The organism is Nocardiopsis sp. M1B1, from assembly GCF_052466615.1.
In genome coordinates this window covers 2,193,486-2,219,661 of the sequence record NZ_CP196194.1, presented here as the reverse complement: position 1 = coordinate 2,219,661, position 26,176 = coordinate 2,193,486, and the positions used below count along the sequence as shown (strand labels likewise).

The window sequence follows — 26,176 nt, the reverse complement described above, 5'->3', positions numbered from 1 at the left end:
CGCCGGGGGCCTTCGGCGGGCTCCGGCGGGACCGGTGCCGGGAGCGTTCTTCCCCTGCGCTCCCGACTGCGGAGAACCCGTTCGTGGGCGGCACCCGTGACGGGCGCCGCCCACGAACGCGTCAGCCGTAACCGCTCCGGGCGTCCCGGAACCCCCGGGACGCCCGGGACGTCCGGAGCGCCATCCCCGCCCGACCACCGTCGAGCCGGTCGTACTCAGGCCGACGCCGGAAGGAGGGCGGCCACGTCCTCGGAGTCGACCTGCTCGTATCCCAGGGCCACGTACAGCTCCTCCAGGGACGGGTACCCCGAACGGCGCGCCACCCCGGTCATCGCCCCCGACGACTCGGCCTCGATGAGCCGGTCCGCCCCCACCAGGGCGATCATCCGTTCCCGGCCGGTGTGCTCGGCCTGCTCGTGGGCGCGCGTGCGGTGCCAGGCGGCGATCGCGACCCGCGCCCTGCCGGTCCTGACCGACTCCAGCCACCCCCGGTCGGGGGCGGGCACGGACTTGGTGATGATGTGCACCGTGTCCCCCTCGCGGACCCGGGTCGCGGGGCTGACCAGGCGGCCGTCGATGGCCGCCGCCGAGTAGCGGTCGCCGGTGTCGGCGCCGAGCGCGTAGGCCACGTCGACCGGCGTGGCCCCCTCGGGGAGGGTGAGGACCTGGCCCTGCCCGGTGAGCACGGTGATGCTGTCGGCCAGGTCCGTGCGCACGCCCTCCAGGAGTTCCTCGGCCGAGGCCTGCTCCTGCCACCCGAGCAGCCGGGTCAGCCACTCCGGGTCGGTGGTGCGCTCGGTGGTCAGGCGGCCGTCCCTGCCGGTGGCCTGGCGGATGTCGGCGATGATGCCGTACTCGGAGACCCGCTGGGCGTGGGAGTCGCAGATGATGATCTGCACGCGGCGGCCGGACTCGGTGAGGACGGTGGTGTGCAGCGCCCGGTACAGGTTGTACCGGGGGGTGGCGATGAAGTCGCGGAACTTGGCCGGGTAGGGCTTCCACCTGCCGTGGACCGCACCCAGGGCCAGGTAGGCGTTGCGCTCGTCGCCCTTGACCACGACCACGTACCGGACGGTGTCCAGCGGGTCGGGGTCGCCGGTCAGGCCGGTTCCGGAGGTGAACACCGAGTACGGGTGGCGCGGGCGCACCTCCACCCGCGCCTTGACCCGGAAGGAGGCCAGGCCGTCGCGCAGGGAGACGCGCAGCGCGTCGACCTCGTGGGCGGAGTTCTCGCGGACCCGGGCCACCCGGGTGCTGACCCGCTCGAAGTCCTCACCCTCCAGGTACTCGAAGCACAGGTCCTCCAGGTCGCGCTTGAGCCGGTACACGCCCAGCCGCTCCGCGAGGGGGATGAGGAGCTCCCGGGTGCCCTGGGCGATCTTGACGCGCTTGTGCGGGGGCTGGAACTGGAGGGTGCGCAGGTTGTGGAGCCGGTCGGCGAGCTTGATCAGCAGCACGCGCAGGTCGTCGCGGGCGGCCACCACCATCTTGCGGAAGGTCTCCCCCGCCGCCGCGCTGCCGTACATGGACCGGTCCACCTTGGTGACGCCGTCCACCATGACGCCGACCTCGGTGCCGAACTCCGCCGCGAGGTGGGCCAGGCTGAACGGGGTGTCCTCCACCGTGTCGTGCAGGAGGGCGGCGACCAGCGTCGCGGTGTCCAGGCCCATCTCGGCGAGGATGGTGGCCACGGCGACCGGGTGGATGATGAACGGCTCGCCGCTCTTGCGCCTCTGCTCCTTGTGCAGGTGCTCGGCCACGGCGTAGGCCCGGCTCAGCAGCGCCACGTCGGCCTTGGGGTACCAGCGCTGGTGCTCCCTGACCAGGGCCCGGACCCGGTCGGCGGGGGTGGAGGTGGCCTTGGCCGCGTTGAGCCCCTGCCACCACTGGGTGGACGCCGTCACATCGGGTGCACCCATCGCGACCCCCTGTCCGCAAGCTGATCCGAGTCGCACCAGTGTAGTGACCGGAAGCCGCCGCGAGGCCGGGAATCCGGAGTCCGCGCCCGGGTCCGGGACCGCCGCGCCCGTCGGACCGGCCCCCGGCCGGAAGCTCCCCTGGTCGCTGGTGGGCCCGTCCGGGCCACCACGCGTCCGGGTCCGTGGAGGGTTTCCGTGGTCACCACGGATGCCGACCGGCGGGGCCGGACGGGAGGCTGTGCGTACACGGACAGCGGGTCGATGCGGCCCGCGAGGACCACCCTCACCGCACACGAAGGGCCCGACATGACCTCCTCCACTTCCTCCACCTCCCTCGCCCCCTTCACCTCCCTCACCCTCGAAGTCGGCGACCCCGCGTCGGCGCAGGCCTTCTACGAGGCACTCGGACTGGGCGCGTACGTGGACGTGCGCGCGTCGGACGCGCCGACGACCGGCTTCCGCGGGTTCGCGCTGTCCCTCGTCGCGTCCCAGCCGGGCGACGTCGACGCCCTCGTCGGCGCCGCCCTCGACGCCGGGGCCACGACGCTCGACCCCGCCGCGAAGAGCTTCTGGGGCTACGGCGGCGCCGTGCGCACCCCGGACGGGACGGTCTGCAAGATCGCGTCATCGAGCAAGAAGGACAGCGGCCCCGCCGCCCGGAGGGTGGACCGGGTCGCGCTCCTGCTGGGAGTGGCCGACGTCAAGGCGAGCAGGCGCTTCTACGTCGAACGCGGCCTGAGCGTGGCCAAGAGCTTCGGCGGCAAGTACGTCGAGTTCGACACCCCCTCGTCGTCCGTCACGCTGGCGCTCTACCCGCGTCGCGCCCTCGCCAAGGACACCGGCGTCTCCCAGGAGGGCACCGGGTCGCACCGCATCGTGCTCGGCGGCGGCGCCGGACCCTTCACCGACCCGGACGGCTTCGTCTGGGAGAGCGCGTCCGTCTGAGCGGGGCGGGCGGCGGACGCCCGGGACGGGGCCGCCGCGGTTACTCGCCGGTGAAGGCGGGCCTGACCCGGGCGAGGGAGGCGCTGACCCCGGCCTCGTGGTCCTTGGTGCCCAGCTGCTTGTTCTGCTCCACGACCTCCCGGTCCAGGGCGGCGGGCAGCGCGGCGAGCAGGTCGGCGCGGAGCGTGGCCTTCATCGAGCGCACGGTCAGCGGGGCGGAGGCGGCGATGCGGTGGGCGTGGTCCACGGCCGCCGACCGCAGGGCGGCCTCGTCCACCAGCAGGTCGGCCAGGCCGGTGGCGTGGGCCTCGGTGCCGGTCACCCGGCGGGCGGTGTAGAACATGTCGGCGGCCTTCTGGCGGCCGACGATCGCGGGCAGGGACACGCTCAGCCCGAAGCCCTGGTGCAGGCCCAGGAGTCCGAAGTTGGCGTGGAAGCGGGTGGAGGGTGCGGCCACCCGGAAGTCCGCCGCGCAGGCCAGGCCCAGGCCGCCGCCCACGGCCGCGCCCTGGACGGCGGCCACCACGGGCACCGGCAGGGCGAACAGGCGCAGCGCCTCACCGTAGATGGCGCTGAGGGTCCGGACCGGGGTGTCGCCGACCCCGCCCGCCGCGAAGTCCACCCCGGCGCAGAAGTTCTTGCCCTCCGAGCACAGCACGAGGGCACGGTGGTCACCGGTGGCGGCCAGCTCCTCGGCGGTGTCCGCCAGCTCCTTGAGGAGGGCGTGGTCGAAGTGGTTGTTGGGCGGCCGGTGGATCTCCAGGACGGCGACGTGGCCGTCGAGGCGGACGGACAGTTCCTCGCTCATCTGACGCCTTCCCGTGCGTTCGGTGTGACCGGCGACGATGTTACCGCTGGGTAGGCCACCCGCGGGCGACCGCCCCTCCCCAACCCGCGCGCGGCCGAGGCCAGAGGAAACGGACGAACCGGGCGCGGGGAATCGCCCGCACCACGCGCGCGGCGTGCGGCGCAAACCGTCGGGCCGACTCCCCTCCCCCGGTTGCGCCAAAGGCGCCCCCGCGCGCCCGCCGGTCCAGCACACTGGCCTTGCCGGTCGCCCACCAGCGGCGATCGCGCTTCGGACACGCGAAGACACGAAGGGTTCTGCCATGGCCAGCATTCCGGGCGACCTGCTCTACACCACGACCCACGAATGGGTCAGCCGGGAGCCCGGCGGCACGGTCGCCGTCGGACTGACCGACTTCGCCCAGCGGCAGTTGGGCGACGTGGTCTACCTGGAGCTGCCCGGGGTCGGGGACAGCTTCGACACCGGAGAGGCGGTGGGCACGGTGGAGTCGGTCAAGGCCGTGTCGGAGTTCTACGCGCCGTTCGGGTGCGAGGTGGTCGAGGTCAACACCGAACTCACGGAGGAGCCCGAGCAGGTCAACGACGACCCCTACGACTGCTGGCTCTACCGGGCCCGGCCCTCGGACCCGGGCGCGGTGGACGGGCTGCTCGACGCCGAGGCCTACGCGGAGCTGCTCCGGGAGGAGGCCGAGGAGTAGGGCTCGTAGGCGGGCGCGCACCCCCTCCCGGGCGGGCGGCTCCGGCGGGCCCGTCGGGTCCCCGACGCCCGTGCGGCCCCGCCCTCCCGGGGCCGGCCGCACGGGCGGCGGGGCCGGGCACACCGCCTCCCGGTGTGCCCGGCTGCGGGTCAGACCAGCCCGCGGCGGACCAGCAGGGGCTCCATCCGGGGCTCGCGGCCCAGGAAGTCGCGGACCGCCTCCATGGGGTCCACGCCGCCGCCCACGGACAGCACCCTCTCCCGGAAGCGGTCGCCGCCCTCCCGGGTGAGGCCGCCGTTCTCGGTGAACCACTCCACGCTCTCGGCGTCCAGGACCTCACTCCACACGTAGGAGTAGTAGCCCGCGCTGTAGCCGTTGGCGAACACGTGCATGAAGTACGCCGACCGGTAGCGCGGACGGACCAGGGGGTGCAGGACCCCCGCGGCCTCCAGGGCGCGCGCTTCGAAGGAGGCCGGGTCCTCCACGGCCTCGCCCGGGGCCAGGCGGTGCCAGGACCAGTCCAGGAGCGCGGCGGCCAGGTACTCGAAGGTCGCGAAGCCCTGGTTGAACTGGCGGGCGGCCGTCAGGCGCTCCACGAGTTCGGCTGGCACCGGCTCACCGGTCTCGTGGTGGCGGGCGTAGTGGGCCAGGACCTCCGGCCAGGTCGCCCACATCTCGTTGACCTGGGAGGGGAACTCCACGAAGTCGCGCGGCACGCTCGTGCCCTGCACGCGCGGGAACCGCACGGCCGACAGCAGCCCGTGCAGGGCGTGGCCGAACTCGTGGAAGGCCGTCTCGACCTCGTCGAAGGTGAGCAGGGTGGGACCCGAGGCGGGCTTGGTGATGTTGAGGTTGTTCACCACCACCGGCCGCTCGTCCAGCAGGAAGGACTGGTCGACCAGGTTGTGCATCCACGCGCCGCCGCGCTTGGTCGGTCTGGCGTAGGGGTCCAGCAGGAACAGCCCCAGGGGCGAGCCGTCCCGGTCGAACACCTCCCACACCCGCACGTCCTCGTGGTAGCCGCGCAGGTCGGGCCGCTCGGCGAAGGTGATCCCGTACAGCAGCGTGGCGGCGTGGAAGACGCCGTCCTCGACCACCCTGCCGAGTTCGAAGTAGGGGCGCAGGACGCTGTCGTCGAAGTCGTAGCGCTCCCTGCGCACCTGCTCGGCGTAGAAGGGCCAGTCCCAGGGCTCGATGTCGTGCCCGGCGTGCTCGGCCAGGGCCCGGGCCTCCTTCTCGACGTTGCGCCGGGCGGGTCCGACGAGCTGGCCGAGCCGTTCCTCGACCGCGTCGACGGTCTTGGCGGTCTGGTCGGCGACGGTGTACGCCGCGTGGTCGGGGTAGCCGAGCAGCGCGGCCCGCTCGGCGCGCAGGACTGCCATGCGCGCGGCGATGCCGAGGTTCTCGGGGGCGCGCTCGGCGCTCAGGGTGTAGAGCCGCTCGCGGGTGGCGCGGTCGGTGAGCTGGGCCAGCGCGGGCTGCACGGTGGTGTTGAGCAGGGGCAGGACGTACTCCCCGTCCCGCTCGATCGCGCTGATGTGGGCCCCGTCCAGGCCGTCGAGGTCGGAGACGTCGCCGGTGACGAGGGAGGCCTCGCGGGTGGCCCGGACCACGTTGCGGGAGAACTCGGTGCTCAGTCCGGCGAGTTCGGCGTTGAGCTCGCGCAGCCGGGCCTGCTGGTCGTCGTCCAGGTCGGCGCCCGCCTTGACGAAGTCGAGGCGGTACCGCTCCAGCAGCCAGGCCTCCTGCGGGTCGGAGGTGGTGACCTGCCGCACGCGCTCCCACAGGTCCCGGTTGAGCGAGACGGCGTCCCGGTGCTGGGCGGCCCTCGGGGCGATCTCCCGCTCGATCTCCTCGATGCCGTCGGTGGCGTCGGACCCGGCCAGGGTGTGCAGGACCGTCTCCACCCTGGCCAGGAGCGCTCCGGAGCGCTCCAGCGCCGCGATCGTGTTGTCGAAGGTCGGGGGCTGCGGATCGCGGACGATCGCGTCCACCTCGGCGAGGTGCTCGGCCACGCCCTTGTCGAACGCGGGCAGGAAGTGCTCCTCGCGGACGGCGGCGAAGTCGGGGAGCCGGTAGGGAAGCTCGCTCGGGGACAGGAACGGGTTGTCGGTCAAGGATCGTGCTCCTCGTTCGTCGGTACCGGCCCCGCTCCCCCGCGGTGGTGTGCGGCGGAGCTGTGGATGACGCGCCGGGTTCCGCGGCGTCGGGGTCCTCGGCCGGGCGGGCTCCGGTGCTCTCGGGGCGCTCGTGCTGTTCTACCTTGCTCCCCGGCCCGTGTCACCCGCACGCCCGGGGGCGTCGCCCGCTCGTTCGGGGAGGCCGTCCGCGCGCGTGGGCGCAGGCCGAGCGTTCGGGGAGGCCGTCCGCGCGCCGCCTACGGCCGACCGGGCGCCGAAGGCTCCTCCCCTGCCCGCGCCGCCCCCTCGACCATCTCCAGCAGCCGGAGCAGCCCCTCCTCGAACTCCGCGTCCCAGTCGACCGGGCGGTCCAGCACCTCGCCGAGCCGGTGGTGCGCGGGCACCAGCGCCGGGTCCGCCAGCTCGCGCCGCCCGCGCGTGCCGAGGTTGCCCTCCCCGAAGCGGCCGTTGACCTCCGAGACCGCGAAGCCCAGCACGAACGTGCTGATCATCCGTTCCAGGGCCGCCACCCGCGCGTCCGGCACACCCGCGTCCAGCAGCGCCGCGTAGAGCGCGTCCACGACCCGCATCGCCTCCGGGAGCTCGGCGGGGAGTCTCCCCGGGCCGCCCGCCACCTCCTGGGCCTGGCGCCCCAGCACCTCGCTCTGTACCCGACCCTCACGCCCCGGGGGACCCTGCGCCTGTTCGGCGGCCTGCACGGTCTGCGCCGCCGCTCCCTGGAAACGGCGGTGGACGAGGTCGCCGACGCGCTCCGGCTCACCGGTTTCCTCGACCGCCGGGTGGGCGTGCTCTCCGGAGGCCAGCAGCGCCGGTCCGTGCCGGGACCCGCGGGCCGGTGTCCGGGCCGGGGCCTCCCCCGGCCCGCGCACCGTCGCGGTCAGGCCTCGACCCGGTGGGTGTCGACCGTCCACGCGCGCGCCTGGTCGCTCAGGGTCACCCCCAGGCCGGGCCGGTCGGAGAGATGCATGCGCCCGCCCGAGATCTCCAGGTGCTCGTTGAAGAGGGGGTCGAGCCACTCGAAGTGCTCCACCCACGGCTCGTGCCGGTAGGCGGCGGCCAGGTGGATGTGGACCTCCATCGCGAAGTGCGGGGCCAGCTGGAGGTTGCGCCGGTCGGCCATAGCCATGACCTGGAGGAACTGCGTGATGCCGCCGATCCGGGGCGCGTCGGGCTGGACGATGTCCGCGCCCCCGTGCCGGATCAGCTCGGCGTGCTCGGCGACGCTGGTGAGCATCTCCCCGGTGGCGATGGGGGTGTCGAACGTCGCGGCCAGGCGTCCGTGGCCCTCGAAGTCGTAGGCGTCCAGCGGCTCCTCGATCCAGACCAGCCCGAACTCCTCGAAGGCCCGGCACATGCGCTGGGCGTCGGCGCGCGACCACTGCTGGTTGGCGTCCACCATCAGCGGCACGCCGTCGCCCAGGTGCTCGCGCACCGCCGCGACCCGGGCCAGGTCCGTGGCGCTGTCGGGGTGGCCGACCTTGAGCTTGATGCCGCCGATGCCGTCGGCCACCGCCGCGGCCGACCTCTCCATGACCTCCTCGACGGGGGCGTGGAGGAAGCCGCCCGAGGTGTTGTAGCAGCGCACCGAGTCGCGGTAGCTGCCGAGGAGCTTGGCCAGCGGCAGGCCCGCCCGCTTGGCCTTGAGGTCCCACAGGGCGATGTCGAAGGGCGCGATCGCCTGGGTGGCCAGCCCGCTGCGGCCCACCGAGGCCCCCGCCCAGACGAGCTTGTCCCAGATCTTGCCCGTGTCGCTGGGGTCCTCCCCCAGCAGGACGGAGGCCACCTCCCGGGCGTGGGCGAACTGCCCCGGGCCGCCCGCCCGCTTGGAGTAGCCGAACCCGACGCCCTCGTGACCGGCCTCGGTGGTGATCTCGGCGAAGAGCATCGCGACCTCGGTCATCGGCCGCTGGCGCCCGGTGAGGACCTTGGCGTCGCTGATGGGCGTGTCCAGGGGAAGGGTGACCGAGGAGATCGTGACGCTGGTGATGCGGTCCTGCGTGGCCGCTCCGGCGTGCGGGGTCATGGACGTCCTTTTCTCGTGCTCGTGTGCGGCCGTGCACGTGTGCGTAGAGGGCGTGCACGTGTGGGTCGTGTGCGTATGTGGTTACGAATACGGACGTGTGTGCGCACGGGCGTGCACGTGTGCGTATGCGGATGCGTGCGTGTACGGCGATGGCGGGCGTCCGCCGTGGCGGAGCCGCGCCCGCGCCCGGGAACCGGCGAACAGGCGCATGCCCTCGTCCTCGCCGCGCCCGTGCCCGTGTTCGTGCGTGCGCGGGCGCGGCCGGTGGGCCTGCGGGCCCACCGGGCGGCGTCCGGCGCGGCGCCCGCTCGTGCCGGAGGCCGCGCCGAACCGCTCAGGAGGTCTCGATGGCCGCCTCGACCTCGGTCATGAACTGCTCGGCGGCCTCGGCCGGGGTGAGGTCGCCGAAGGCGAGCCCGTCGCTGACGCGGCTGCTGATGTCCACTACCTGCCCGGCGCCGATCGGCGCGGGCGGGTTGCCGTCCACGATCGTGCCCTCGATCTCGCTCATGAACTCGGCCATCCGGGCGTCGGACTCGGGCAGGTCGTCGAGGATGGCCTCGCGGACCTCGGTGTTGGCGGGCAGGCCCAGGTCGGCCAGGAGCAGCTCGGACGCCGCCGGGTCGTTGAGCATGTAGTCGACGAAGCGGGCCGCCTCCGCGGGGTGCTCGGAGCCCGCGGAGATCGAGTAGAACATGGCCGGTTTGAAGAACAGGCCGGTCCGGTCGAACTCGGTCTCGCCGGGGTAGCGCAGGAGCTGGATCTCGCGACCGGAGGCCTCGACCACGTTGCCGAGCTGGTTGCTCCAGAAGTGCGCCATGGCGCCCTCTCCGGTGGCCACGACCGACTGGTCGATGCCGCCCGCCTGGATCTCCACGCTCCGGGCCGCGCTGGGCTGGCCGCCGTTCTCCAGCAGGTCCTGGGTGATCTCGTACCAGGCCTCCAGGGTCTCCTGGGAGAAGCCGAGGCTGCCGTCCTCGTTGTAGAGCGCCTCCCCGTGCTGGCGGGCGAAGACCTGGAAACCGGCCTCGTTGTAGCTCATGCTCTGGGCGCCGGCGATATCGCCGCCGGTGCCCTCGCTGATCTGCCCGGCGATCTCGACGTAGTCCGCCCAGGTCCAGGTGTCGTCGTCGGGCATCTCCACCCCGGCGGCGGCGAAGGCCTCGGGGTCGGCGTGGACGGAGTAGGCGTTGACTCCGCTGGCCGCGCCGAAGGTCTGCCCGTCCAGCTGGCCGCTCTCGGCGACCAGCGGGTCGATCAGCGACAGGTCCAGGCCCTCGGCCTCGCTCAGGTCGAGCAGGGCGCCGCGGTCGGCGTACTCGCGCAGGTAGCGCTCCTCCTGCATGAGGATGTCCGGGGAGTCGTTGGCCGCGGTGGTGGTGGCCAGGCGGTCCCAGTAGGCGGACCAGTCGGTGGTCTCCGCCGTGATCCGGATGTCGGGGTTGTCCGCCTCGAAGTTCTCGATGACCTGGAGCATGGTGGCCTGGCGCTCGTTGGAGCCCCACCAGGAGAAGCGCAGCTCCACGGTGCCGTCGTCGGAGCCCGAGCAGGCGGAGGCGAGCAGGACCGTCGCCGCGGCCGCGGCGGTCGCGGACAGGGCGGTGCCGCGGCGGCCGTGTCGGCGCCCTCGGCCCGGGGGTACGCGCATGGTGGTGTTTCCCTTCGGCTTCCGGCTCGCGCCGGTGACGGCTGTGGCTTCGGTGGGGGCGTCCGCGCCCGGCCGTCCGGGGGACGCGGACACGGACGTGTGCGTGGGAACACAGGGAAGAAACGGCTCGAAGTGGACTGGTAAGCGCTATCCAAGGACTACAATGGTCAGTTTTTAGCACCGCGTTCACATGGGTGTCAATGGTTCACATCCATGGACCGCCTGGTGGACCGCCTCGCCACAACGGCGCCCCCTTCGGCCACAGAAGCCACACGAGCGGGCGCGAAGGGCCACGGCGAGCCGCGCGTTCCGGAGGCAGCACGGGATCGCCAGGCACTCCCGGCATGACGGAGCACCCCTCCTGACACCCCTGAGGGGAAAGCGATTTCCAAGGGCTCCGAACAGCATCCGCTCCGGCTCACGCCGCAGAGCCGCACGCGCGGGAACGGCAGCGGCGGAGGCGTCCGCGGACGTGCCGGGCCCGGCCGCCCTCTTGCCCTCTCCCCCGGGGAAACGGCCGCTGGTGAAAGACTGGAGACCTTCCGAGCCGCCGTCCGCGGCGTCTCCTTCCCCCTTCTGAAAGTGTTGCGATGAAGCTCTCGTGTGCGCTGGCGTGCGCCGTTCTGATGCTCATGGTGTGCGGATGTTCCACCGGCGTTGGCGCCGAGGAGGGATCCGCCGCTCCGGCACCGACCGCCTCGGAGTCCCCGTCCCCCTCTCCCTCCCCGTCCGCATCGCCGTCGACCGAGGTGAATCGGCACTCGGCGCAGTCCGTCTGCGAGAGGCTGCGCCTGCGCGACGCGTACCTGGCGCGCGAGGACTCCCTGTCCGAAGTGGAGAGGGACCAGGTCATCGTCATGGAGGTGGAGGCGATGTTGGAAGCGCGCAAGGATGACGCGGAGCCGGGCCTGCGGGAGATCGTCTGGGACCGAAGCGTCAATGACCGGGGGCCGACGATCGAGCGGATGATCGGATGGTGCCAGGAGAACACCGAACCCGTGGGCGACACCGCGCCGTGGTGAGGGCGGTGCCGACGGGTGTTCCGGTCCGGGGCACCCGTCGGCACGGTGGAGCGGAGCCGCGCCGGCCCGGGTCAGGGGCGGCCCCGGCCGGGAACCAACGCCGCTCCGGCGAGCGGCACCAGAGCGAGCAGGAGCCAGGGCAGCGGCCCGCCCAGGTCCAGCAGCGCCCCCGCGGGCACACTGCCCAGGAGCACCACCAGCCCCGACAGCGAGGACAGCGCGCCCGTGAACAGGCCCAGGTGGCGGTCCTCGACCAGGTCGGGGATCCAGGCACGCACCGTGGGCACGATGAGCACCTGGCCCAGGGTCAGCGCGGTGACGAACACAGCGGAGGGCACGAGCCCGCCCAGCGCGCCGACCGGCATGGACGCGGCGGCCCCGGCGAAGCCCAGGCAGATCAGCACCAGCCCCCACACCAGCGTCGCGCGCCGCGTCAGACGCGCGGAGGCCCAGCGCAGCATCGGCATCTGCGTGACGATGTAGAGCAGCGATGCCCAGGCCAGCAGCCAGCCCAGCGCGGTCTGGGAGCCGGTCGCCCGCTCCACCTCCGCGGGCAGGGCCAGGTAGAGCTGGTTGTAGGCCAGCAGGTAGCCGCTGTAGGCCAGGCTCAGCGCCAGGAACCGGCGGTTGCCCAGCAGCAGCCGCAGCCCCTCCCGCAGACGCGGCGTCCCCCGGTCGGCCGACGCGGGCGCGCCCGGCGCCGTGCGGGGCATCAGCCGCAGGTGCCCGGCCAGCACGGCGGCGAAGACCGCGGCCCCGGCCAGGCAGGCGGCGCGGAAGCCGCCGAGCAGCAGCAGGGCGCCCAGCGGCGGGCCGACGAGGGTTCCCGCCTGGCCCGCGACGGAGAACAGGGCGAGCATCCGGGTGCGGGGTTCACCGGTCCTCCGCTCGTGCCGCACGGCCTGGCGCACGATCTCGGTCTCCACGGCCGGGGAGAACAGCGCGGCGGCGAAACCGATGAGCAGGACCGAGGCGATGACCGACGCGGTGCCCTGCGCGAAGCCGAGCCAGCAGAACCCGGCCACGCGCAGCGTGCAGCCCGCCAGCACCACCGGGCGCGCACCGAACCGGTCGGTGAGCGTGCCGCCCACCACGAACAGGCCCTGCTGGCTGAAGGTGCGCAGGCCCAGCACGAGGCCGACCAGCCATCCGGCCAGGCCCAGGGCGCCGCCGAGGTGGTCGGCGAGGTAGGGCAGGACCGCGAAGAAGCCGACGTTGAACGCGAACTGCGAGCCGATCAGCAGCAGGGGCAGCGCGGGCAGGCCGCACACGTCGCGCAGCGCCGCGGCCCCGCGCGCGGTGGTCCGGGACAGGACGTTCGCGCCCCTGTTCCCGAGCCCGGTCCCGGCCGTGTTCCCGGATCCGCTTCCGTCCCTGTTCTGGTGCCCGCTTCCACTCCCGTGTCCGCTCTCGCTCCCGCTCCCGCAGGGCGGCCGTGCCGGGCTCACGGGGCGCTCGGCAGCGACCGGTCCCCGGAGGCGCCGGGGAGGGCCGGGACGGCCTCCACCAGTTCGCGGGTGTAGGGGTCGGCGGGGTCGGAGCAGACCTGGTGGGCGGGTCCGGTCTCCACCAGCCGCCCCGCGCGCATGACCGCCGCGCGGTGCGCGACGTGCCCGACGAGCGCCAGGTCGTGGCAGATGAACAGGTAGCCCAGTCCCAGTTCGTCCTGGAGGCCGGTGAGCAGGTTGAGCACCCCGGCGCGCACCGAGGAGTCCAGGGCCGACACAGGTTCGTCCAGGACCAGCAGGCGCGGCTCGCAGGCCAGCGCCCGGGCGATCCCCACGCGCTGGCACTGCCCGCCGGAGAGCTCGTGCGGCAGCCGGTCGCCGTGCGCGGGGTCCAGTCCGACCTTCTCCAGGAGTCCGGCCACCCGACCGGGACCGGTCGCGCGGTCCCAGCGGCCGTGGATGCGCAGGGGTTCGGCGACGGCGTCGCGCACACGCAGGCGCGGGCTGAGCGAACCGTAGGGGTCCTGGAACACCGGCTGGATCGCGGGGCGCAGGGCGCGCAGCTCCCCCTCCGCCATGGCGGTCAGGTCCCGGCCCTCGAAGAGCACCGTTCCGCCCTGGGGGCGGCGCAGTCCGATCACGGCCGCGGCGGTGCTGGACTTGCCGCACCCCGACTCCCCGACCAGGGCGAGCGTCTCCCCCGCACCGATGTCGAAGGAGACGCCGTCGACGGCCGTCACCGGGGCGGCCCGCCGGGTGCGGCCCGGGTAGCGCACCACCAGGTCGCGCACGCTCAGCAGCGGTGGGGTGGTCATGTCGTCCTTCCTCGTGGCGTGTGCGCGGTGTCCGTGAACAGGGAGGACGCCGGGTCGGGCAGGTCCTGCCAGCGGTGGCACGAGACCAGCCTGCCCGACTCCCCCGCCGAAGCCGGTGAGGGCTCCTCGGCGTGGCACCGATCCTCCGCCAGCGGACAGCGGGGCGCGAAGGCGCAGCCGCCGGGCAGTGCCTCCGGCGAGGGGGGCGTCCCGGCGATGGCGGGCAGGCGGCGGTCCCCGGCCCCGGGCCGGGGCAGCGCGGCGACCAGGCCGGCGGTGTAGGGGGCGCGCGGCCGGGTCAGGACCGGTCCCACCGGGCCCGACTCGACATGGCGCCCGGCATAGACGACCACCACCCGGTCGGCGTAGCCGCCGACGACGCCCAGGTCGTGGGTGACCAGGACGACCGCGGTGCCGGTCAGCTCCCGCAGCCCGCACAGCAGTTCCAGCGTCCGGGCCTGCATCCTGGGGTCGAGGGCGGTCGTGGGCTCGTCGGCGAACACCAGGGCGGGCTCGTTGACCGTGGCCATCGCGATGACCGCCCGCTGGCGCATGCCGCCGGAGAACTCGTGCGGGTAGGCGTGCGCGCGCCGGGCGGCGTCGGGGATGCCGACCCGGTCCAGGGCGGCCACCGCCCGCTCCCACGCCGCGGCCCGGCTCATCCGCTGCACGGAGCGCAGGGCGCGCACGAGCTGGGCGCCCACGGTGTGCACGGGGCTGAGCACGGCGAGCGCGTCCTGGGGTACCAGGGACATCCGACGCCCGCGCAGGGGCCGCAGGACGGCGGGCGGGGCGCCGACCAGCTCCTGTCCGTCCAGGCGGACGCTTCCGGTGACGGAGGCGCCGTGGGGCGCCATGCCCAGGACGGCGCGGGCGGTGACCGACTTCCCGGCGCCGGACTCCCCCACGAGCGCGAGCACCTCGCCGGGGCGCACGTCGAAGGAGAGTCCGCGCACGGCGCGGACCCCGCCCCCTCGCCGTCCGGGCAGGGTGACCCGCAGGTCGCGGACCGACAGCAGGGCCTCGTCGCTCATCTGCGTCCTTCCGGGGAGGGTTCGGCTTTCGGGCCGGAGAGGGGAACCGGGCACCGTGGAGCGGGGCGGCGGAGGCGGCCGCGCGCCCGGGTCGGGTCGCCGCCCGCCGCGCCCGCGCGGCCCTCGGGCGGGAGCCCGCCTTCTTCGCGGGTCACGTCAGGGCTCCTCGGGGCGTCGCGGTCGCGACCGACCGGGAGCCCCGGCGCCACGGGGGTGTCCACGAGCCCTGGGGAAGCGTGGACGAGGAGACGGCGAACGCGGCCAGCAGCAGGAGCATGGCGGCCGGGGCCAGCGCCGCCAGGGGCGCGCGCTCCACGTAGGCCAGGGACTCCGACAGGCTCAGTCCCCACTCCGCCGAGGGCGGCTGTGAGCCCAGGCCGAGGAAGCCGAGCGAGGCGATGGCCAGCGCGATGCCCGGCAGGCGCAGCACGGCGTGGCGGGTAACCGGCCCCAGGACCGCGGGCAGCACGTGCCGGACCAGGATCCAGCGGGGGTCGGCGCCCAGGGCCCGCTGCGCGGTCAGGTAGGCGGCCGCGCGCGTCTCCTGGACCAGCGCGGAGGTGTGCGCGGCCAGCGGGGGCCAGGAGACCAGGGCCACGGCCACGGCGGCGCCGAGGGGTCCGGGCCCGGCGATGGCGGCCACCAGGATTCCGGCGATCACCGGGGGCAGGGCGTTGGCCATCTCCGAGGCGCCCGCCGACAGCGCGGGAACGAACCCGATCAACAGGGCCACGGCCAGGCTGGCCAGGCACACCAGCGCCGCGGTGCCCACGGTGGCCAGGGCGCCGTGCCCGAGCCGGGCCAGGACGTCGCGGCCGACCGCGTCGGTGCCCAGGGGGTGGTCCCAGGAGGGGGCGGCGAGGCGCTGGGCCACCTCGACGGTCATGGCGTCGCGGGTCAGGCCCCATAGGCACACCGCCAGGATCAGCGCCGCGCACACCGCGGGCACCGCGCGGCGCACGGCTCCTGCGGGGGCGGTGGGCGGCGGGGGCAGGGTCAGGGCCGCGTCGTGCAGGCCGGGGCCCAGCAGGAGGCGACGGGCGGCCTGGGCGGCGATCCCGGCCGCGGTGCCGAGCAGCACGAGGCCGAGCACGGCGCCCTGGAGCAGCGGCAGGTCCTGGGACTGGGCGGCGCCCAGGGCGGTGCGGCCGATCCCGGGGACGGCGAAGACCGTCTCCACCGCGACGGCGCCGCCGGTCAGGCCGACGACGACCATGGCGAACTGGGGGATGAGGGCGGGGGTGGCCCGGCGCAGGGCCGCGGCGGCTATGGCGGCCGGGGAGCAGCCCGAGGCCGTCCACAGCCCCACCCAGCGCTCGGTGAGGACGGCGGGCAGGGCGTCGTCGAGCAGCCGTCCCAGCAGTCCGCCCGCGGGCAGGCCCAGCGCCAGCGCCGGGAGCACGAGGTTCACCGGCTCCTGCCAGCCGTAGGGCGGCAGCCAGCCCAGCCACACCGAGAGGGCGACCATGAGCAGGACGGCGACGAGGAACTCCGGCAGGGCCGTGAGCATCGCGGCGGCGGCCCCGCTGCCCGACCCGCCCGGGCGCAGGGTGCCGCGCGCCCCGCGCACCAGCGTGGGGGCGCACAGCACGGCCGCGACGAGCAGGGCGACGGCGAGCGCGGCGCCCATGACCGTCAGGGACACGCCCATGGCCGAGACGACCGAGGGCAGCACGGGCGCGTCGGAGACCCAGGATCGGCCGAGGTCGCCCTGGAGGACGCCGCCGAACCAGCGGGCGAGGGTCACCGCGGGGCCGTCGGCCAGGCCGAGGTCCTCGCGGATGGCGTCGAGCACCTCGGGCGTGGGCGCCTGCTCGGCCGAGCGGGCGCGCAGCACCGACAGGGCGGGGTCTCGCCCGGACAGCCAGGGCAGGAGCCCGACGACGACCGTGACCAGGACCAGGGCGGCGACGCGGGAGACCAGGGGCAGGAGCCACCCGGCCCCGCGGGCGTCGGCGCGGTCGGAGGCGGCCGTGCGCCCGGGGGGCTCGGGGTGGCCGGGTGGCGAGGTGCGACCGGGGGCGCCGGTGCGGTCGGGAGCGGCGGCGGCCATCAGTTCAGCCGGGTCCGCGGGGTGACGAGCAGGCGCTCGCGCGGGTCCTTGGCCGAGTCGACGACGTTGGCGGCGTCACCCTGGATGACGCGTTCGTGCAGCATGGGGATGGCGGCGTCGGTGGCCAGGACGGCGGCCTCGGCCTCCAGGATCGCGGCGCGCCGCTCGTCGCCCGCGGGGGTGCGCTCGGCCTCCTCCAGCGCCGCGTCCACCTCCTCGTCGCACAGCTGGGCGATGTTGAAGGAGCCCTCGCAGGAGAAGTCGCTCGTCATGTAGGCGGCGGGGTCGCCGGAGTCCAGGACGGTGGCGCGGGAGAGGATGAACGCGTCGAACTCGCCGTTGAGGGCGTCCTCCTCGATGTTGGCGTACTCGCGCACGACCTGTTCGACCTCGAACCCGGCGTCCTCCAGCTGCTGCTCCAGGACGGTGGCGACCTCGGGCAGCTCGGCGCGGTCGGTGAAGGTGGCCAGGGTGATGGCGGCGCCGTCGGGGTCGGCGGCCTCGGCGGCCTCCGGGCGTTCGGGGCGGTCGGCGGCCCAGGGCAGCGCGGGGCCCAGCAGGCCCTCGGCCACGTCCGCGCGCTCCTCGTAGACGCCGTCCACCAGGGCCTGCCGGTCGATGGCCTCGCGGGCGGCGGCGCGCAGGCCGGGGTCGGTGAAGGACCCGTCCTGGGTGTTGAGGTAGAGGGTGTTGGTGCGCGGCATCGGCACCTCGGTGATGAGTTCCGGGTCCAGCAGGGCGGCCTGGGAGGTGGGCACGGCCTCCACGATGTCGGCCTCGCCGGTGCGCAGGGCGGCGGCGCGGGCGGTGCCGTCGGGTACGAAGCTGACATCGATGCCCGGGGCCAGGGCGGCCTCGCCCCAGTAGCCGTCGTAGCGGTCCAGGCGGGCGGAGGTGGTGCCGTTGACCTCGACCAGCTCGAAGGGGCCCGAGCCGGTGCCGATCGGGCTGACCGTGTCGCCCTCGTAGGCGCTCTCGGCCAGGATCGACAGCTGCGGCGAGGACAGGCGCTGGGGGACGAGCGGGTCGGACTCGGCGGTGGTGACGGTGACGGTGTCGCCCTCGGCCTCGATCCCGAGTTCGACGCCGTCGAGGATGCGCGGCTTGGGCGAGGCCTGCGCGGCGTACTCCAGGGAGTGCGCGGCCACGTCGGCGGTCAGCTCCGTGCCGTCGTGGAAGGTCACCCCTTCGCGGACGGTGAAGGTCCAGGTGGTGTCGTCGACCTGGGTCCACTCGGTGGCCAGGCCGGGCTGGGGGTCGCCGACCTCGTCCAGGACGACGAGGGTCTCGGCGGTGCTCCAACGCGAGAGCTTGAAGGCGTCGTCGGTGAGCGGGGACAGGGCCGACCTGGGCGGCTGCATCATCGCCACCGCGATGCGCCCCTCCTCGTCGGCGGTGGCGGTGTCGCCGCCGGACGGGAAGCAGGCGGTCAGCAGGAGGGCGGAGGCGGCGGCCAGGCAGGCGCCGGGAGGGATCTTGCGCAGGTGCACGGCGGTTCTTCCGGGTCGGGGGCGGGGAGGCCGCCGCGGTGCGCGGACGCCTCGGCGGACCAGAGCAGCATATGACAACCGTTTTCATTATTGATCCCCCGCGCCCCGCCCAACAGGGACGAAGCGGGACGGAGGGGCACGCCGGACCGACGCACTGGGGGGCACGGAAGCCCGGCGTGGAAAGGGATACCCGTTTTGTCCTGAGGGCTCGACAGCCGGGACCGCGGGCGGGCCGGGTACCGCGCGGGAGGCCCACGCCACGCAAGGCAGTGAGGCCCGCCACTCCCCCGTACGTCTCCCCGGCCCTGGCCCCGGTGCTCGGCAACTCGGGGCGCCTTCCTCCGCCGCCGGACAGTCCGGGCGCCTCGGTGAACGCGGGGACCGCGCCCGCCCGCGCATTCGAGCGAGGGCGGAACTACTCGTTTTCCACGCCACCGCGCACCGACTCCTGGAAATGGCCGGAACCGGACATGAACCCGTGCCGTTCCGTGAATCCGTCAGCCCCCTGAACAGCGGTTTCAATCCGATTCGGAAACCGCTCCAGAGAACGGCCGCCCCTTGGCGCCACACCGGAGTTCCCTGCTAATCTCACGGTGTTTTTCACAAGCCCCCCGGCACCGTCGAGTTGAAAACCCATGCCAGAAGAACCCGCCGAGGGAAAAGGCGGAGTCACACGGGACTTCCTGTCACGCGGCACGAAGACGGCCCTGGCCGTGTTCCTCACCGGAGCCAGGGTCCTGGTCTTCTTCTCCGCTCTGAGCGCGTACGGTCCCGAGGTCGCGGCGTCCTACGGGAGCACGCTCTCCCTTCTGCTGGTGGTCATGTCCCTGGGCACGGCCCACCAGATCCTCGTGGTCGCCCGCCTGCGCGGGGAAACGCTCCTGCGGGACACGGAGGAACCGGCCGCCCTCGCCGCCGTGGTGCTGGCCGGCTCCGTGTTCCTCTCCGCAGCCGCACTCGTGGCGGGCGGCGGCGCCCTCTTCTTCCAGCACTCACCCGCCCTGTTCGCCGCCTACTACCTCGCCTGCCTCCCGTCCGTGTTCATCGCTCCCCTGATGCACGCCGCCGGGGGGATCCTGGTGGTCACCGGCCAGGAGGGCGTGCGCCTGCGCACGAGTGTGGAGAACTTCGCCGGTTACGCGGTACTCGCCGCCGCCGTGTTCCTGTGGCAGCCGCCGCCGGTGGTCGCGCTGGCGGTGGTCGGCGCGGGCTGCTCCCTGATCGACCTCGCGACGCTCGTCCGCACCGTGCTGCGCACCGAGCCGGAGGCGAGGGCCGCCGCCGTCAGGGCGGTGCGCACCGGCGCCCGGAGGATGTTCTCGGCGCACGTGATGCGCTCCGTTCCGGGTTCCTTCTCGGGATCGTTCGACGTCCTCGTGCTGGTGGTGACCTTCGCCCTGGTCGCGCAGATCGCCACCTCCCTACCGGTGGCCCAGGCCGCCGCCACCGTCGCCCTCATCACGGTCGTCCGCACACTGGTGGTGCCGCTCAAGCCCTACGGCATGGTGGCGGGCCGTCTCCTGCGCGCCTCCGAAGGCGTTCCCGAGGACCGCGCGCACCGGCTGCGCCTGTTCACCGCGTCCATGGCCCTCGCGCTGTGGCCGGTCGCGCTGCTGTTCCTGGCCGCTCCCGGCCCGATCGCCGCACGGCTGGGCCTGGAACAGGAGCCCCTGGTGCTCTGGGGTGTGCGGCTGGTGGGCGTCCAACTGCTGCTGGAACCCTGGGCGGGTTTCCTGTCGTCTGTGCTCAAGATCGTCGTCGCACCCCACGCCACCGTGCGCGGCCTCGTCGTCCTGCTGTGGTGCACCGCTCTGCCGGTGATCGCGCTGCTGGCCCTGACCGGGCTCCTGAACCTGCTGTCCCTGTGGCTGGTCCTGGTCGCGGCCCGCGCCGGGTTCGCCCTGTACACGGTGCACAAGGCCAGGCGTTTCCCGCCGCGGACGGACGCGGCACGATGACGGGACCGAGCGGACCGTCCACCCGCTCGGGGTCAGGAGGGTTCGGCGGTGAGCCTCCAGCCCCGGGCCCGCTCGCGCGCACGGGCGAACTCGGCGTGGCGCCCTCCCGCGGCGAGGAGTTCGGCCGGGGTTCCGGCCTCCGCGACGCGTCCGGCGTCGAGGAAGACCACCCGGTCGGCGGCGGCCACGGTGGCGGGCCGGTGCGCGATGACGAGCACCGTGCGCTCGCGCGCCAGGGAGACGGCGGTCGCGGTCAGCAGCGCCTCGTTCTCCGCGTCCAAGGCGGCCGAGGCCTCGTCCAGGACGACGACCGGCGCGTCCTTGAGCAGGGCGCGGGCGATGGAGACCCGCTGCTTCTGCCCGCCCGAGAGCGAGGCGCCGCCCTCGCCGACACGGGTGTCCCACCCGTCGGGGAGCTCGGCCACGACCGCGTCGAGGCCGGAGGCGGCGGCCACCCGGTCCAGGTCCTCCCGCTCGGCCCCGGGGTCGGCCAGGAGCACGTTCTCGGCGATGCTCGCGTCGAACAGGTACACGTCCTGGAAGACCATCGCCACGTGCCGGGACAGCTCCTCGCTGCCGACCGAGCGCACGTCCACCCCGCCCAGGCGCACGCTGCCCGCGTCGACGTCGTGGAAGCGGGCCAGCAGCCGGGCCACCGTGGTCTTGCCCGAACCCGAGGGCCCGACCAGGGCGGTGAGCGTCCCGGGTTCGGCCCGGAAGGAGACCCCGTCCAGGACGCGGGGCCCGTCCGGGTCGTAGGAGAAGGACACGTCGTCGAACTCCACGTCCGCGCCCCGGGGCGGCACCGGCGCGTCCGGTTCGGGAAGGGGCCGCGCCTCCAGCACGGCGTTGATCCGGTCGAGCCCGTTCGTCGCCATCCGCAGGGCGGCCCCCTGGTCGGCCGCGCCGGAGAGGGGGTGGACGAACCTGGCCACGAGCACGAGCAGCGCGACCGCCAGAGGTGCGTCGAGGGTGCCGCCGAGAGTGAGGAACACGGTGGCCACCAGGAGCAGGCCGAAGACCAGCCGCACCGCGAAGGAGTAGCAGAGCAGGGCGGGGACCGTGCGCAGCAGCAGGCGCCGGGCGGCGCCGTGTTCGGCCTCCAGCGCCGCGTCGAGGCTCCGGCCGCCCGTGTCCGTGCGGCCGAAGGCCCGCAGCACGGTCTGGGCGCGGGCGTACTCCAGCACACGGTCGGCGGCCTCGTCGGTGACGGCGTCGCGAGCGGCGTCGTTGCGCCCCACCGCCTCACCGGACAGGGTGAAGACCATCCACAGCAGCGGCAGGCAGGCCGCGGCCGCGAGCGCGATCCGCCAGTCCCACACGAACAGGGCCAGGACCGCGACGACGGGGGTGACCACCGCGTCGGCCAGGGGCGGGTACAGGTGCACGGGCAGGTTGGTGGCCCGGGAGACGCCGTCGGTGGCGAGGCGGTTGAGCTCCCCGACCCGGCCTCCGGTGAACCACCCCAGGGGCAGGCGGACGACGTGGTCGCCGAGCCGGTGGTGCAGGCCCCGCGAGAGTGCGCCACCGACACGGAAGTTGAGGTAGAGGCTGCCCGCGCGCAGGACCGCGTAGACGGCGGTGGCGGCGAGCAGGACCGCCGCCCAGGGCCAGGCCCGGTCCGGGTCGGGGCCCAGGAGGTGGGACAGCACGGGCACCAGGAGGGCGAACAGCACACCCTGGAGGGCCGAGACGACGGTGGTGAGCGCGAGGCTCGCGCGCATGGGCCCGACCTGCTCGGGTCCCAGGGCCTTGAGGAAGGCGCGGATCACTGGTCTGCTCCCGGTTCTTCGTCTCGTGCGTCCTCGTCACGAACGTCCGTGCCCGGAACGCCCCCGGCGGGTGCGTCCGCGTCACCGTCCCGCGGGTGCTGGGCGCGCCACAGGTCGGCGTACCGGCCGCCGCGCGCCAGCAGTCCGCCGTGGGTGCCGCGCTCCACCACGCGGCCCTCCTCCATGACCGCGATGAGGTCGGCCCCGGCCACGGTGCTCAGCCGGTGCGCGATCACCAGGACCGTGCGGCCCCGGGCCAGTCCGCTCAGGGCGTCCTGGATATCCGCCTCCGACACCGGGTCCACGGCCGCGGTGGCCTCGTCCAGCACCAGCACGGGGGTGTCGGCGAGCAGGGCGCGGGCGATGGAGACCCGCTGGGCCTCGCCGCCGGACAGGTCGGCGTCCTCGCCCACCACGGAGTCGTAGCCGCGCGGCAGCGCCTCGATCCGTTCGGCGACGCGGGCGGCGCGGGCGGCCTCCTCCACCTCCCGCCGGGTCGCCCCGGGGCGGCCCATGGCGATGTTGTCGGCCACGGTCTCCCGCAGCAGCCGCACGTCCTGGAACACGAAGCCGACCGTGCGGTACAGCTCCTCGGCGGGGATGTCGCGCACGTCCGCCCCGCCCACGGTGACCGCGCCCGCGGTGACGTCGGCGAAGCGCGCGGGCAGGGTGGCCAGGGTGGTCTTGCCCGCGCCGGACGGGCCGACCAGGGCGGTCACGGTGCCCGGCTCCAGGACCAGGTCCACGCCGCGCAGGACCTCCTCGCCCGCCCCGCTCCCCTCGGCGCCGCCCTGGGCCGGGTAGGCGAAGCGCACCCCGTCGAAGACCACGCGGGCGCCCCGCGGTCCCCCGCCGGAGCCCTCGGGCAGGGGCGGGGTGGCGAGCAGGTCGCGGACCCGCCCGGCGGCGGCCCGCGCCGTCTGGATCTGCTGCACCCGCGCGCCGATCACGTTCACCGGCGCGCACAGCGCCGGGGCCAGCAGGGCGAAGGCCACCACCGAGACGGGCTCGCTCCAGCCCAGGACGGTGAAGCCCGCCCCCGCCACCACGACGGTGACGGTGACCGTGGGCGCCGACAGCGCCAGGAAGGAGGCGACCGTGGCCGGGGTGGTGGCGCGCGACCAGGAGACGAAGAAGTCCGCGAAGGCGTCGGCGGCCCGGGTGAAGCGCTCGTGGGCCCTTCGGTGCCCGCCGAAGTGCTTGACCACCTGGATGCCGTCCGCGAACTCCACGGCCGCGGTGTTGACCGCGCCCATCGCCTCGGCGTACTCGGCCATCTTCTTCATGGACCCGGCCATGGCCCGCGCGAACAGCAGCACGCCCGCGACCACGGGCAGCACCGCGACCAGGGTCAGGCGCCAGTCCACGGAGGCGAGGTAGGCCAGGGCGACCACGGGGACCGCCACGACGGCGGCCAGGTCGGGCAGGGTGTGGGCGACCAGGGAGTGGACGTCCTCGATGTCGTCGTGCAGGGCCTTCTTGACCCGGCCCGAGCCGCGGCCGGAGAACCAGCCCAGCGGGACCCGCCCCAGGTGGCGGGCCAGGGCGCGCCGCACGGACAGCTGCATGTCGTTGTCGGCCAGGTGCCCGACCAGGGTGGAGGCGGTGCCCGCGGCCAGGGCGGCGACCGCTCCGGCCAGCGCGACCGCGACCAGCGTCCACACCAGGGCGGCGTCGGTCGGCCCGTCGGCCAGCAGCGCCGCCGCGGCCTCGGCCAGACAGATCAGGGGGACGAGGCCGAGCGCGCCGGCCAGGCCCTGGAGGGCCACGGCCGCGCGGACGCGTCCCCTGACCGGCTCCAGGAGGACGTCGAGCGGGGAGGGCGTGCGCTCGGTCCCCGTCTCCGGCGCGGCCTGCGCGCGCGGTGCGGTGTCCTGTGCGGTGCTCAACGGACCAGCACCCCGGTCACCGGGTCGGCCTCGCGGCCGGTCCCGGGCAGGCGCCGCACGGACAGGCCGGACTCCTCGGCGAGGCGCTCGACGCCGGAGGCCTCCCGGTCGTACTCGTCGACGACGGGGCCGTGCGCGGTGTCCGGGCCGTTCGTCGTCGCGCGTGGAGCGGGTGTGCTGGTGACCCTGTGCCGGTGGCCGACGGGGTCGAAGGACCCGGTCTCCGGTGAGTGGTCGTCGATGGCGGAAATGGTGTCCTCCGGGTTCTGCGGCGTGGTCGGGGGTGCTGGGCCGGGGGCCGGGGAGCACCCCCGCCGCCGGGACGATCGCGTAGTCCCGTGCGGCGGGGGTGCGGCTCAGGCGGTCGTGCGCGGGCCCGTCGCCCGTCGCCCGCACCGGCCCCCACCCGTCGGAACGGTGCGGACGCCCGGGCGCGGACCGGGGCGCGGGGCCGAGAGCACGTGTCCGGAGGGCGCGGGCCCGAAGAGCGGTGCCTAGGTGCAGCCCGGACACACGCCCGACAGCTCGAAGGAGTAGTCCAGGGAGCCGTAACCGCTGTCCTCGCGGATGCGTTCGACGACACTCCCCAGCTCGTCCGCCTGCGCGATGTCCTCCACCCGCCCGCAGACCCGGCACAGCAGGTGGTGGTGCCGGGAGGAGGTCCTGCACAGCCGGTAGAGGCGCTCCCCCTCGGGCGAGTGGAGGGTGTCGAGGACGCCCTCCTCCGCCAGACGGTGGAGCGTGCGGTAGACGGTGGACAGGCTGGGCGGCCTGCGGGCGCGGGAGCGCCCTCCGGAGAGGGCGAGGTGGATCTCCTGGCAGCTGCGGAAGCGCGTGCTCCGCCCCAGGGCCTTGAGGACGACGTCGTCGTACTGGGACACCCGGGGCATCTCAGGCAGCCGTCCGGTCGGTCCTCACGGTGAACGGCGTGCCCGCCGCCCCCGGCGCGCGGCGCCGTCGCCTGCCTCCAGACACGTCACGGGCCTCCGGTCATGTGACACAGACTGCATGGAAATGATTTTCATAACCGTACCACGGTCGCCCCCGTATCACCTCAAAAACTCCCGAACCGCACCGGAATCCGCTCCCCTGAGGTCTACGGGCAAGCTGCGGCCGCCCCCGGAGGACCCGAACGTCGGCGCACGGCCCTACGCTCGGTCCCGCACACTCACCCCCCGCCACGGAGGCAGGACCATGGGCGTCTCGCTCCACTACAGCGCCACGCGCGCCACCCCCCTGGACGCGCACGAGCACGCCCTGGCCGCCGAGGCGCTCGCCGAGGGCGAGCGGGCGCTCATGGAGGAGGCCGCCGCACTGCTGCCCCGGTGGCACGCCGCGGGCGAGGTGCCCGAGACGCACCGGCGGCCGGAGGAGGTGTTCGAGGGACTCTTCCTGTACGACGGCCGCCACCTGTCGGAGGGCGAGGTGCTGGCGGGCTCCAGCAAGCTGCCGCACCACTCCTGCGGAGTAGAACCGCTCCTGTGCCAGCTGCGGCACTACCTGGGGGCGCTCACCCGGCTGCGCTGGGCCCTGCCGAACGCGCGCTGGAGCGTGCGGGTCGAGGACGCCGAGGTTCCCTGGACCGAGGAGGACGGGTACTCACTAGGCGGCGCGTCGGACTGAGGCCGCCGAGCCCCGGCGCGCGGTCCCGGCGCCGCGGCCCGCCCGCGTACGACCGGCCCGCGCTTCGGGCGGAGCCGCCCCGGCATCCGCGGGCGGACGCCCCGACCCGAACGGAACGGGCCCGGCTCACCCCTCGGCGGTGGAGCCCCCGGGAACCGGGCCGTCAGGGGCCGCGCCCCCGGAGACCCGCCCCTCCCGCTCCGGGTCCGGCCCGGCGGACCGCAGGCCGACGAGGCCGAGGAAGTAAGCCATGTGGTCGGCCATGTCCACGCCGGAGTCGTAGGCCCACTGCACCTGGAGGCCGTCCATGAGGGCCAGGCCCAGGACCGCCAGGCGGTCGGCGTCGTGCTCGGCCGGAAGCTTCCCCTCCTCCTGGAGGCGCCGGATCTCCGCCGCGATGGCCTCGCGTCCCGTGGCGTAGCGCTCTCGGAAGAAGCCGTGGGCGGGGTGCCCCTCCTCGGCGGCCTCCGTGGACAGGCGCGAGTACAGCTGCACGAGGCCGGGCACCTCGGCGTTGTGCCGGACCAGCCGGACCAGCGACTCTCCGATGCCGGGGCGCTCGTCGGCGGCCTCAGGACGCTCGCCGACGGCCCCGGGAGGCCCGTCGTCGGCGCCGGAGCGCTGCCGCGCACCCTCCCCGTAGACCAGCACGTCGAGTTCGTCGCGGTGGCGCAGCACCTCGACGAAGAGCCGTTCCTTGCTCCCGAAGTGGTGCAGCAGGCCGTTCTGGCTGAGTCCGACCGCGTCGGCGATCTCGCGCACCGTCGCGCGGCTGTACCCGTCGCGTCCGATGACGGCGAGCGCCGCGTCGAGGATCTCCCCGCGCTTGGCCACACCCTTCGCGTAGGAGCCTCGTCGTGCCATGGCGCGACTGTAGCACTTGCCGCGCGA

General features: G+C 74.4%; 20 protein-coding genes. 5 read left to right on the top strand and 15 right to left on the bottom strand.

Going from position 1 to position 26,176, the window contains the following annotated elements:
* Positions 1–215: 215 nt before the first annotated feature.
* Positions 216–1,919: a RelA/SpoT family protein gene (locus ACSTA4_RS09520; RefSeq protein WP_444963219.1), complete on the bottom strand. Its 1,704-nt coding sequence runs from the start codon at positions 1,917–1,919 to the stop codon at positions 216–218.
* Positions 1,920–2,225: 306 nt separating this feature from the next.
* Here ACSTA4_RS09520 and ACSTA4_RS09515 point away from each other — a divergent pair, with 306 nt between their 5' ends.
* Positions 2,226–2,864 (top strand): glyoxalase, encoded by a 639-nt coding sequence (locus tag ACSTA4_RS09515; protein WP_444963218.1) that lies wholly within the window; start codon positions 2,226–2,228, stop codon positions 2,862–2,864.
* A 40-nt stretch (positions 2,865–2,904) separates the two neighbouring features.
* Here the strand turns inward: ACSTA4_RS09515 and ACSTA4_RS09510 are convergent, their stop codons facing one another.
* Entirely contained in the window at positions 2,905–3,672 is a 768-nt protein-coding gene (locus tag ACSTA4_RS09510) for an enoyl-CoA hydratase/isomerase family protein (RefSeq protein ID WP_444963217.1), read from the bottom strand.
* 301 nt (positions 3,673–3,973) lie between these two features.
* Here ACSTA4_RS09510 and gcvH point away from each other — a divergent pair, with 301 nt between their 5' ends.
* Positions 3,974–4,369 carry a glycine cleavage system protein GcvH gene (gene gcvH, locus ACSTA4_RS09505; RefSeq protein ID WP_444963216.1) on the top strand — a complete coding sequence of 132 codons (396 nt, stop codon included), beginning with the start codon at positions 3,974–3,976 and terminating at the stop codon, positions 4,367–4,369.
* 149 nt (positions 4,370–4,518) lie between these two features.
* Here the strand turns inward: gcvH and ACSTA4_RS09500 are convergent, their stop codons facing one another.
* The 4 genes from ACSTA4_RS09500 to ACSTA4_RS09485 form a co-directional block, all read right to left on the bottom strand.
* Positions 4,519–6,486 (bottom strand): M3 family metallopeptidase, encoded by a 1,968-nt coding sequence (locus tag ACSTA4_RS09500; RefSeq protein ID WP_444963215.1) that lies wholly within the window; start codon positions 6,484–6,486, stop codon positions 4,519–4,521.
* A 260-nt stretch (positions 6,487–6,746) separates the two neighbouring features.
* The gene (locus tag ACSTA4_RS09495; RefSeq protein ID WP_444963214.1) at positions 6,747–7,421 is read right to left on the bottom strand and encodes a TetR/AcrR family transcriptional regulator C-terminal domain-containing protein; all 675 of its coding nucleotides are present in this window, start codon (positions 7,419–7,421) and stop codon (positions 6,747–6,749) included.
* Positions 7,388–8,533 carry an L-talarate/galactarate dehydratase gene (locus ACSTA4_RS09490; protein ID WP_444963213.1) on the bottom strand — a complete coding sequence of 382 codons (1,146 nt, stop codon included), beginning with the start codon at positions 8,531–8,533 and terminating at the stop codon, positions 7,388–7,390. The genes ACSTA4_RS09495 and ACSTA4_RS09490 overlap by 34 nt, the downstream gene beginning before the upstream one ends.
* Before the next feature lie 334 nt (positions 8,534–8,867).
* Positions 8,868–10,181, bottom strand: coding sequence for an ABC transporter substrate-binding protein (locus ACSTA4_RS09485; RefSeq protein WP_444963212.1), 1,314 nt, complete (start codon positions 10,179–10,181; stop codon positions 8,868–8,870).
* A 749-nt stretch (positions 10,182–10,930) separates the two neighbouring features.
* Between ACSTA4_RS09485 and ACSTA4_RS09480 the strand changes: the two genes are divergently transcribed.
* Positions 10,931–11,203 carry a hypothetical protein gene (locus tag ACSTA4_RS09480; protein WP_444963211.1) on the top strand — a complete coding sequence of 91 codons (273 nt, stop codon included), beginning with the start codon at positions 10,931–10,933 and terminating at the stop codon, positions 11,201–11,203.
* Between the two features lie 71 nt (positions 11,204–11,274).
* On the opposite strand, the gene ACSTA4_RS09475 is transcribed toward ACSTA4_RS09480, so the two are convergent.
* The 5 genes from ACSTA4_RS09475 to ACSTA4_RS09455 all read right to left on the bottom strand — a co-directional run bounded on the left by ACSTA4_RS09475 (position 11,275) and on the right by ACSTA4_RS09455 (position 18,043).
* The gene (locus ACSTA4_RS09475; protein WP_444963210.1) at positions 11,275–12,474 is read right to left on the bottom strand and encodes an MFS transporter; all 1,200 of its coding nucleotides are present in this window, start codon (positions 12,472–12,474) and stop codon (positions 11,275–11,277) included.
* A 173-nt stretch (positions 12,475–12,647) separates the two neighbouring features.
* Positions 12,648–13,466: an ATP-binding cassette domain-containing protein gene (locus ACSTA4_RS09470; protein WP_444963209.1), complete on the bottom strand. Its 819-nt coding sequence runs from the start codon at positions 13,464–13,466 to the stop codon at positions 12,648–12,650.
* Complete coding sequence (locus ACSTA4_RS09465; RefSeq protein WP_444963208.1) at positions 13,463–14,500, bottom strand: ABC transporter ATP-binding protein; 1,038 nt, start codon at positions 14,498–14,500, stop codon at positions 13,463–13,465. Before ACSTA4_RS09465 ends, ACSTA4_RS09470 begins: the two co-directional genes overlap by 4 nt.
* Positions 14,501–14,651: 151 nt before the next feature.
* A complete protein-coding gene (locus ACSTA4_RS09460) occupies positions 14,652–16,553 on the bottom strand; it encodes an ABC transporter permease subunit (protein ID WP_444963207.1) in 1,902 nt (633 codons plus the stop codon).
* The gene (locus tag ACSTA4_RS09455; RefSeq protein ID WP_444963206.1) at positions 16,553–18,043 is read right to left on the bottom strand and encodes an ABC transporter substrate-binding protein; all 1,491 of its coding nucleotides are present in this window, start codon (positions 18,041–18,043) and stop codon (positions 16,553–16,555) included. The genes ACSTA4_RS09460 and ACSTA4_RS09455 overlap by 1 nt, the downstream gene beginning before the upstream one ends.
* 635 nt (positions 18,044–18,678) lie before the next feature.
* Here ACSTA4_RS09455 and ACSTA4_RS09450 point away from each other — a divergent pair.
* On the top strand, positions 18,679–20,001 hold the full coding sequence (locus ACSTA4_RS09450) for a hypothetical protein (RefSeq protein WP_444963205.1): 1,323 nt from the start codon (positions 18,679–18,681) through the stop codon (positions 19,999–20,001).
* Between the two features lie 32 nt (positions 20,002–20,033).
* Here the strand turns inward: ACSTA4_RS09450 and ACSTA4_RS09445 are convergent, their stop codons facing one another.
* From ACSTA4_RS09445 to ACSTA4_RS09435, 3 genes are all read right to left on the bottom strand, one after another.
* The gene (locus ACSTA4_RS09445) at positions 20,034–21,773 is read right to left on the bottom strand and encodes an ABC transporter ATP-binding protein (protein ID WP_444963204.1); all 1,740 of its coding nucleotides are present in this window, start codon (positions 21,771–21,773) and stop codon (positions 20,034–20,036) included.
* The gene (locus ACSTA4_RS09440; protein ID WP_444963203.1) at positions 21,770–23,662 is read right to left on the bottom strand and encodes an ABC transporter ATP-binding protein; all 1,893 of its coding nucleotides are present in this window, start codon (positions 23,660–23,662) and stop codon (positions 21,770–21,772) included. The genes ACSTA4_RS09445 and ACSTA4_RS09440 overlap by 4 nt, the downstream gene beginning before the upstream one ends.
* Before the next feature lie 494 nt (positions 23,663–24,156).
* Positions 24,157–24,552 (bottom strand): Fur family transcriptional regulator, encoded by a 396-nt coding sequence (locus ACSTA4_RS09435; protein WP_013152074.1) that lies wholly within the window; start codon positions 24,550–24,552, stop codon positions 24,157–24,159.
* 304 nt (positions 24,553–24,856) lie between these two features.
* On the opposite strand from ACSTA4_RS09435, the gene ACSTA4_RS09430 reads away from it, so the two are divergent.
* Positions 24,857–25,285 carry a hypothetical protein gene (locus tag ACSTA4_RS09430; protein ID WP_444963202.1) on the top strand — a complete coding sequence of 143 codons (429 nt, stop codon included), beginning with the start codon at positions 24,857–24,859 and terminating at the stop codon, positions 25,283–25,285.
* Between the two features lie 126 nt (positions 25,286–25,411).
* Here the strand turns inward: ACSTA4_RS09430 and ACSTA4_RS09425 are convergent, their stop codons facing one another.
* A complete protein-coding gene (locus ACSTA4_RS09425; protein ID WP_444963201.1) occupies positions 25,412–26,149 on the bottom strand; it encodes a TetR/AcrR family transcriptional regulator in 738 nt (245 codons plus the stop codon).
* Between the last annotated feature and the right edge of the window lie 27 nt (positions 26,150–26,176).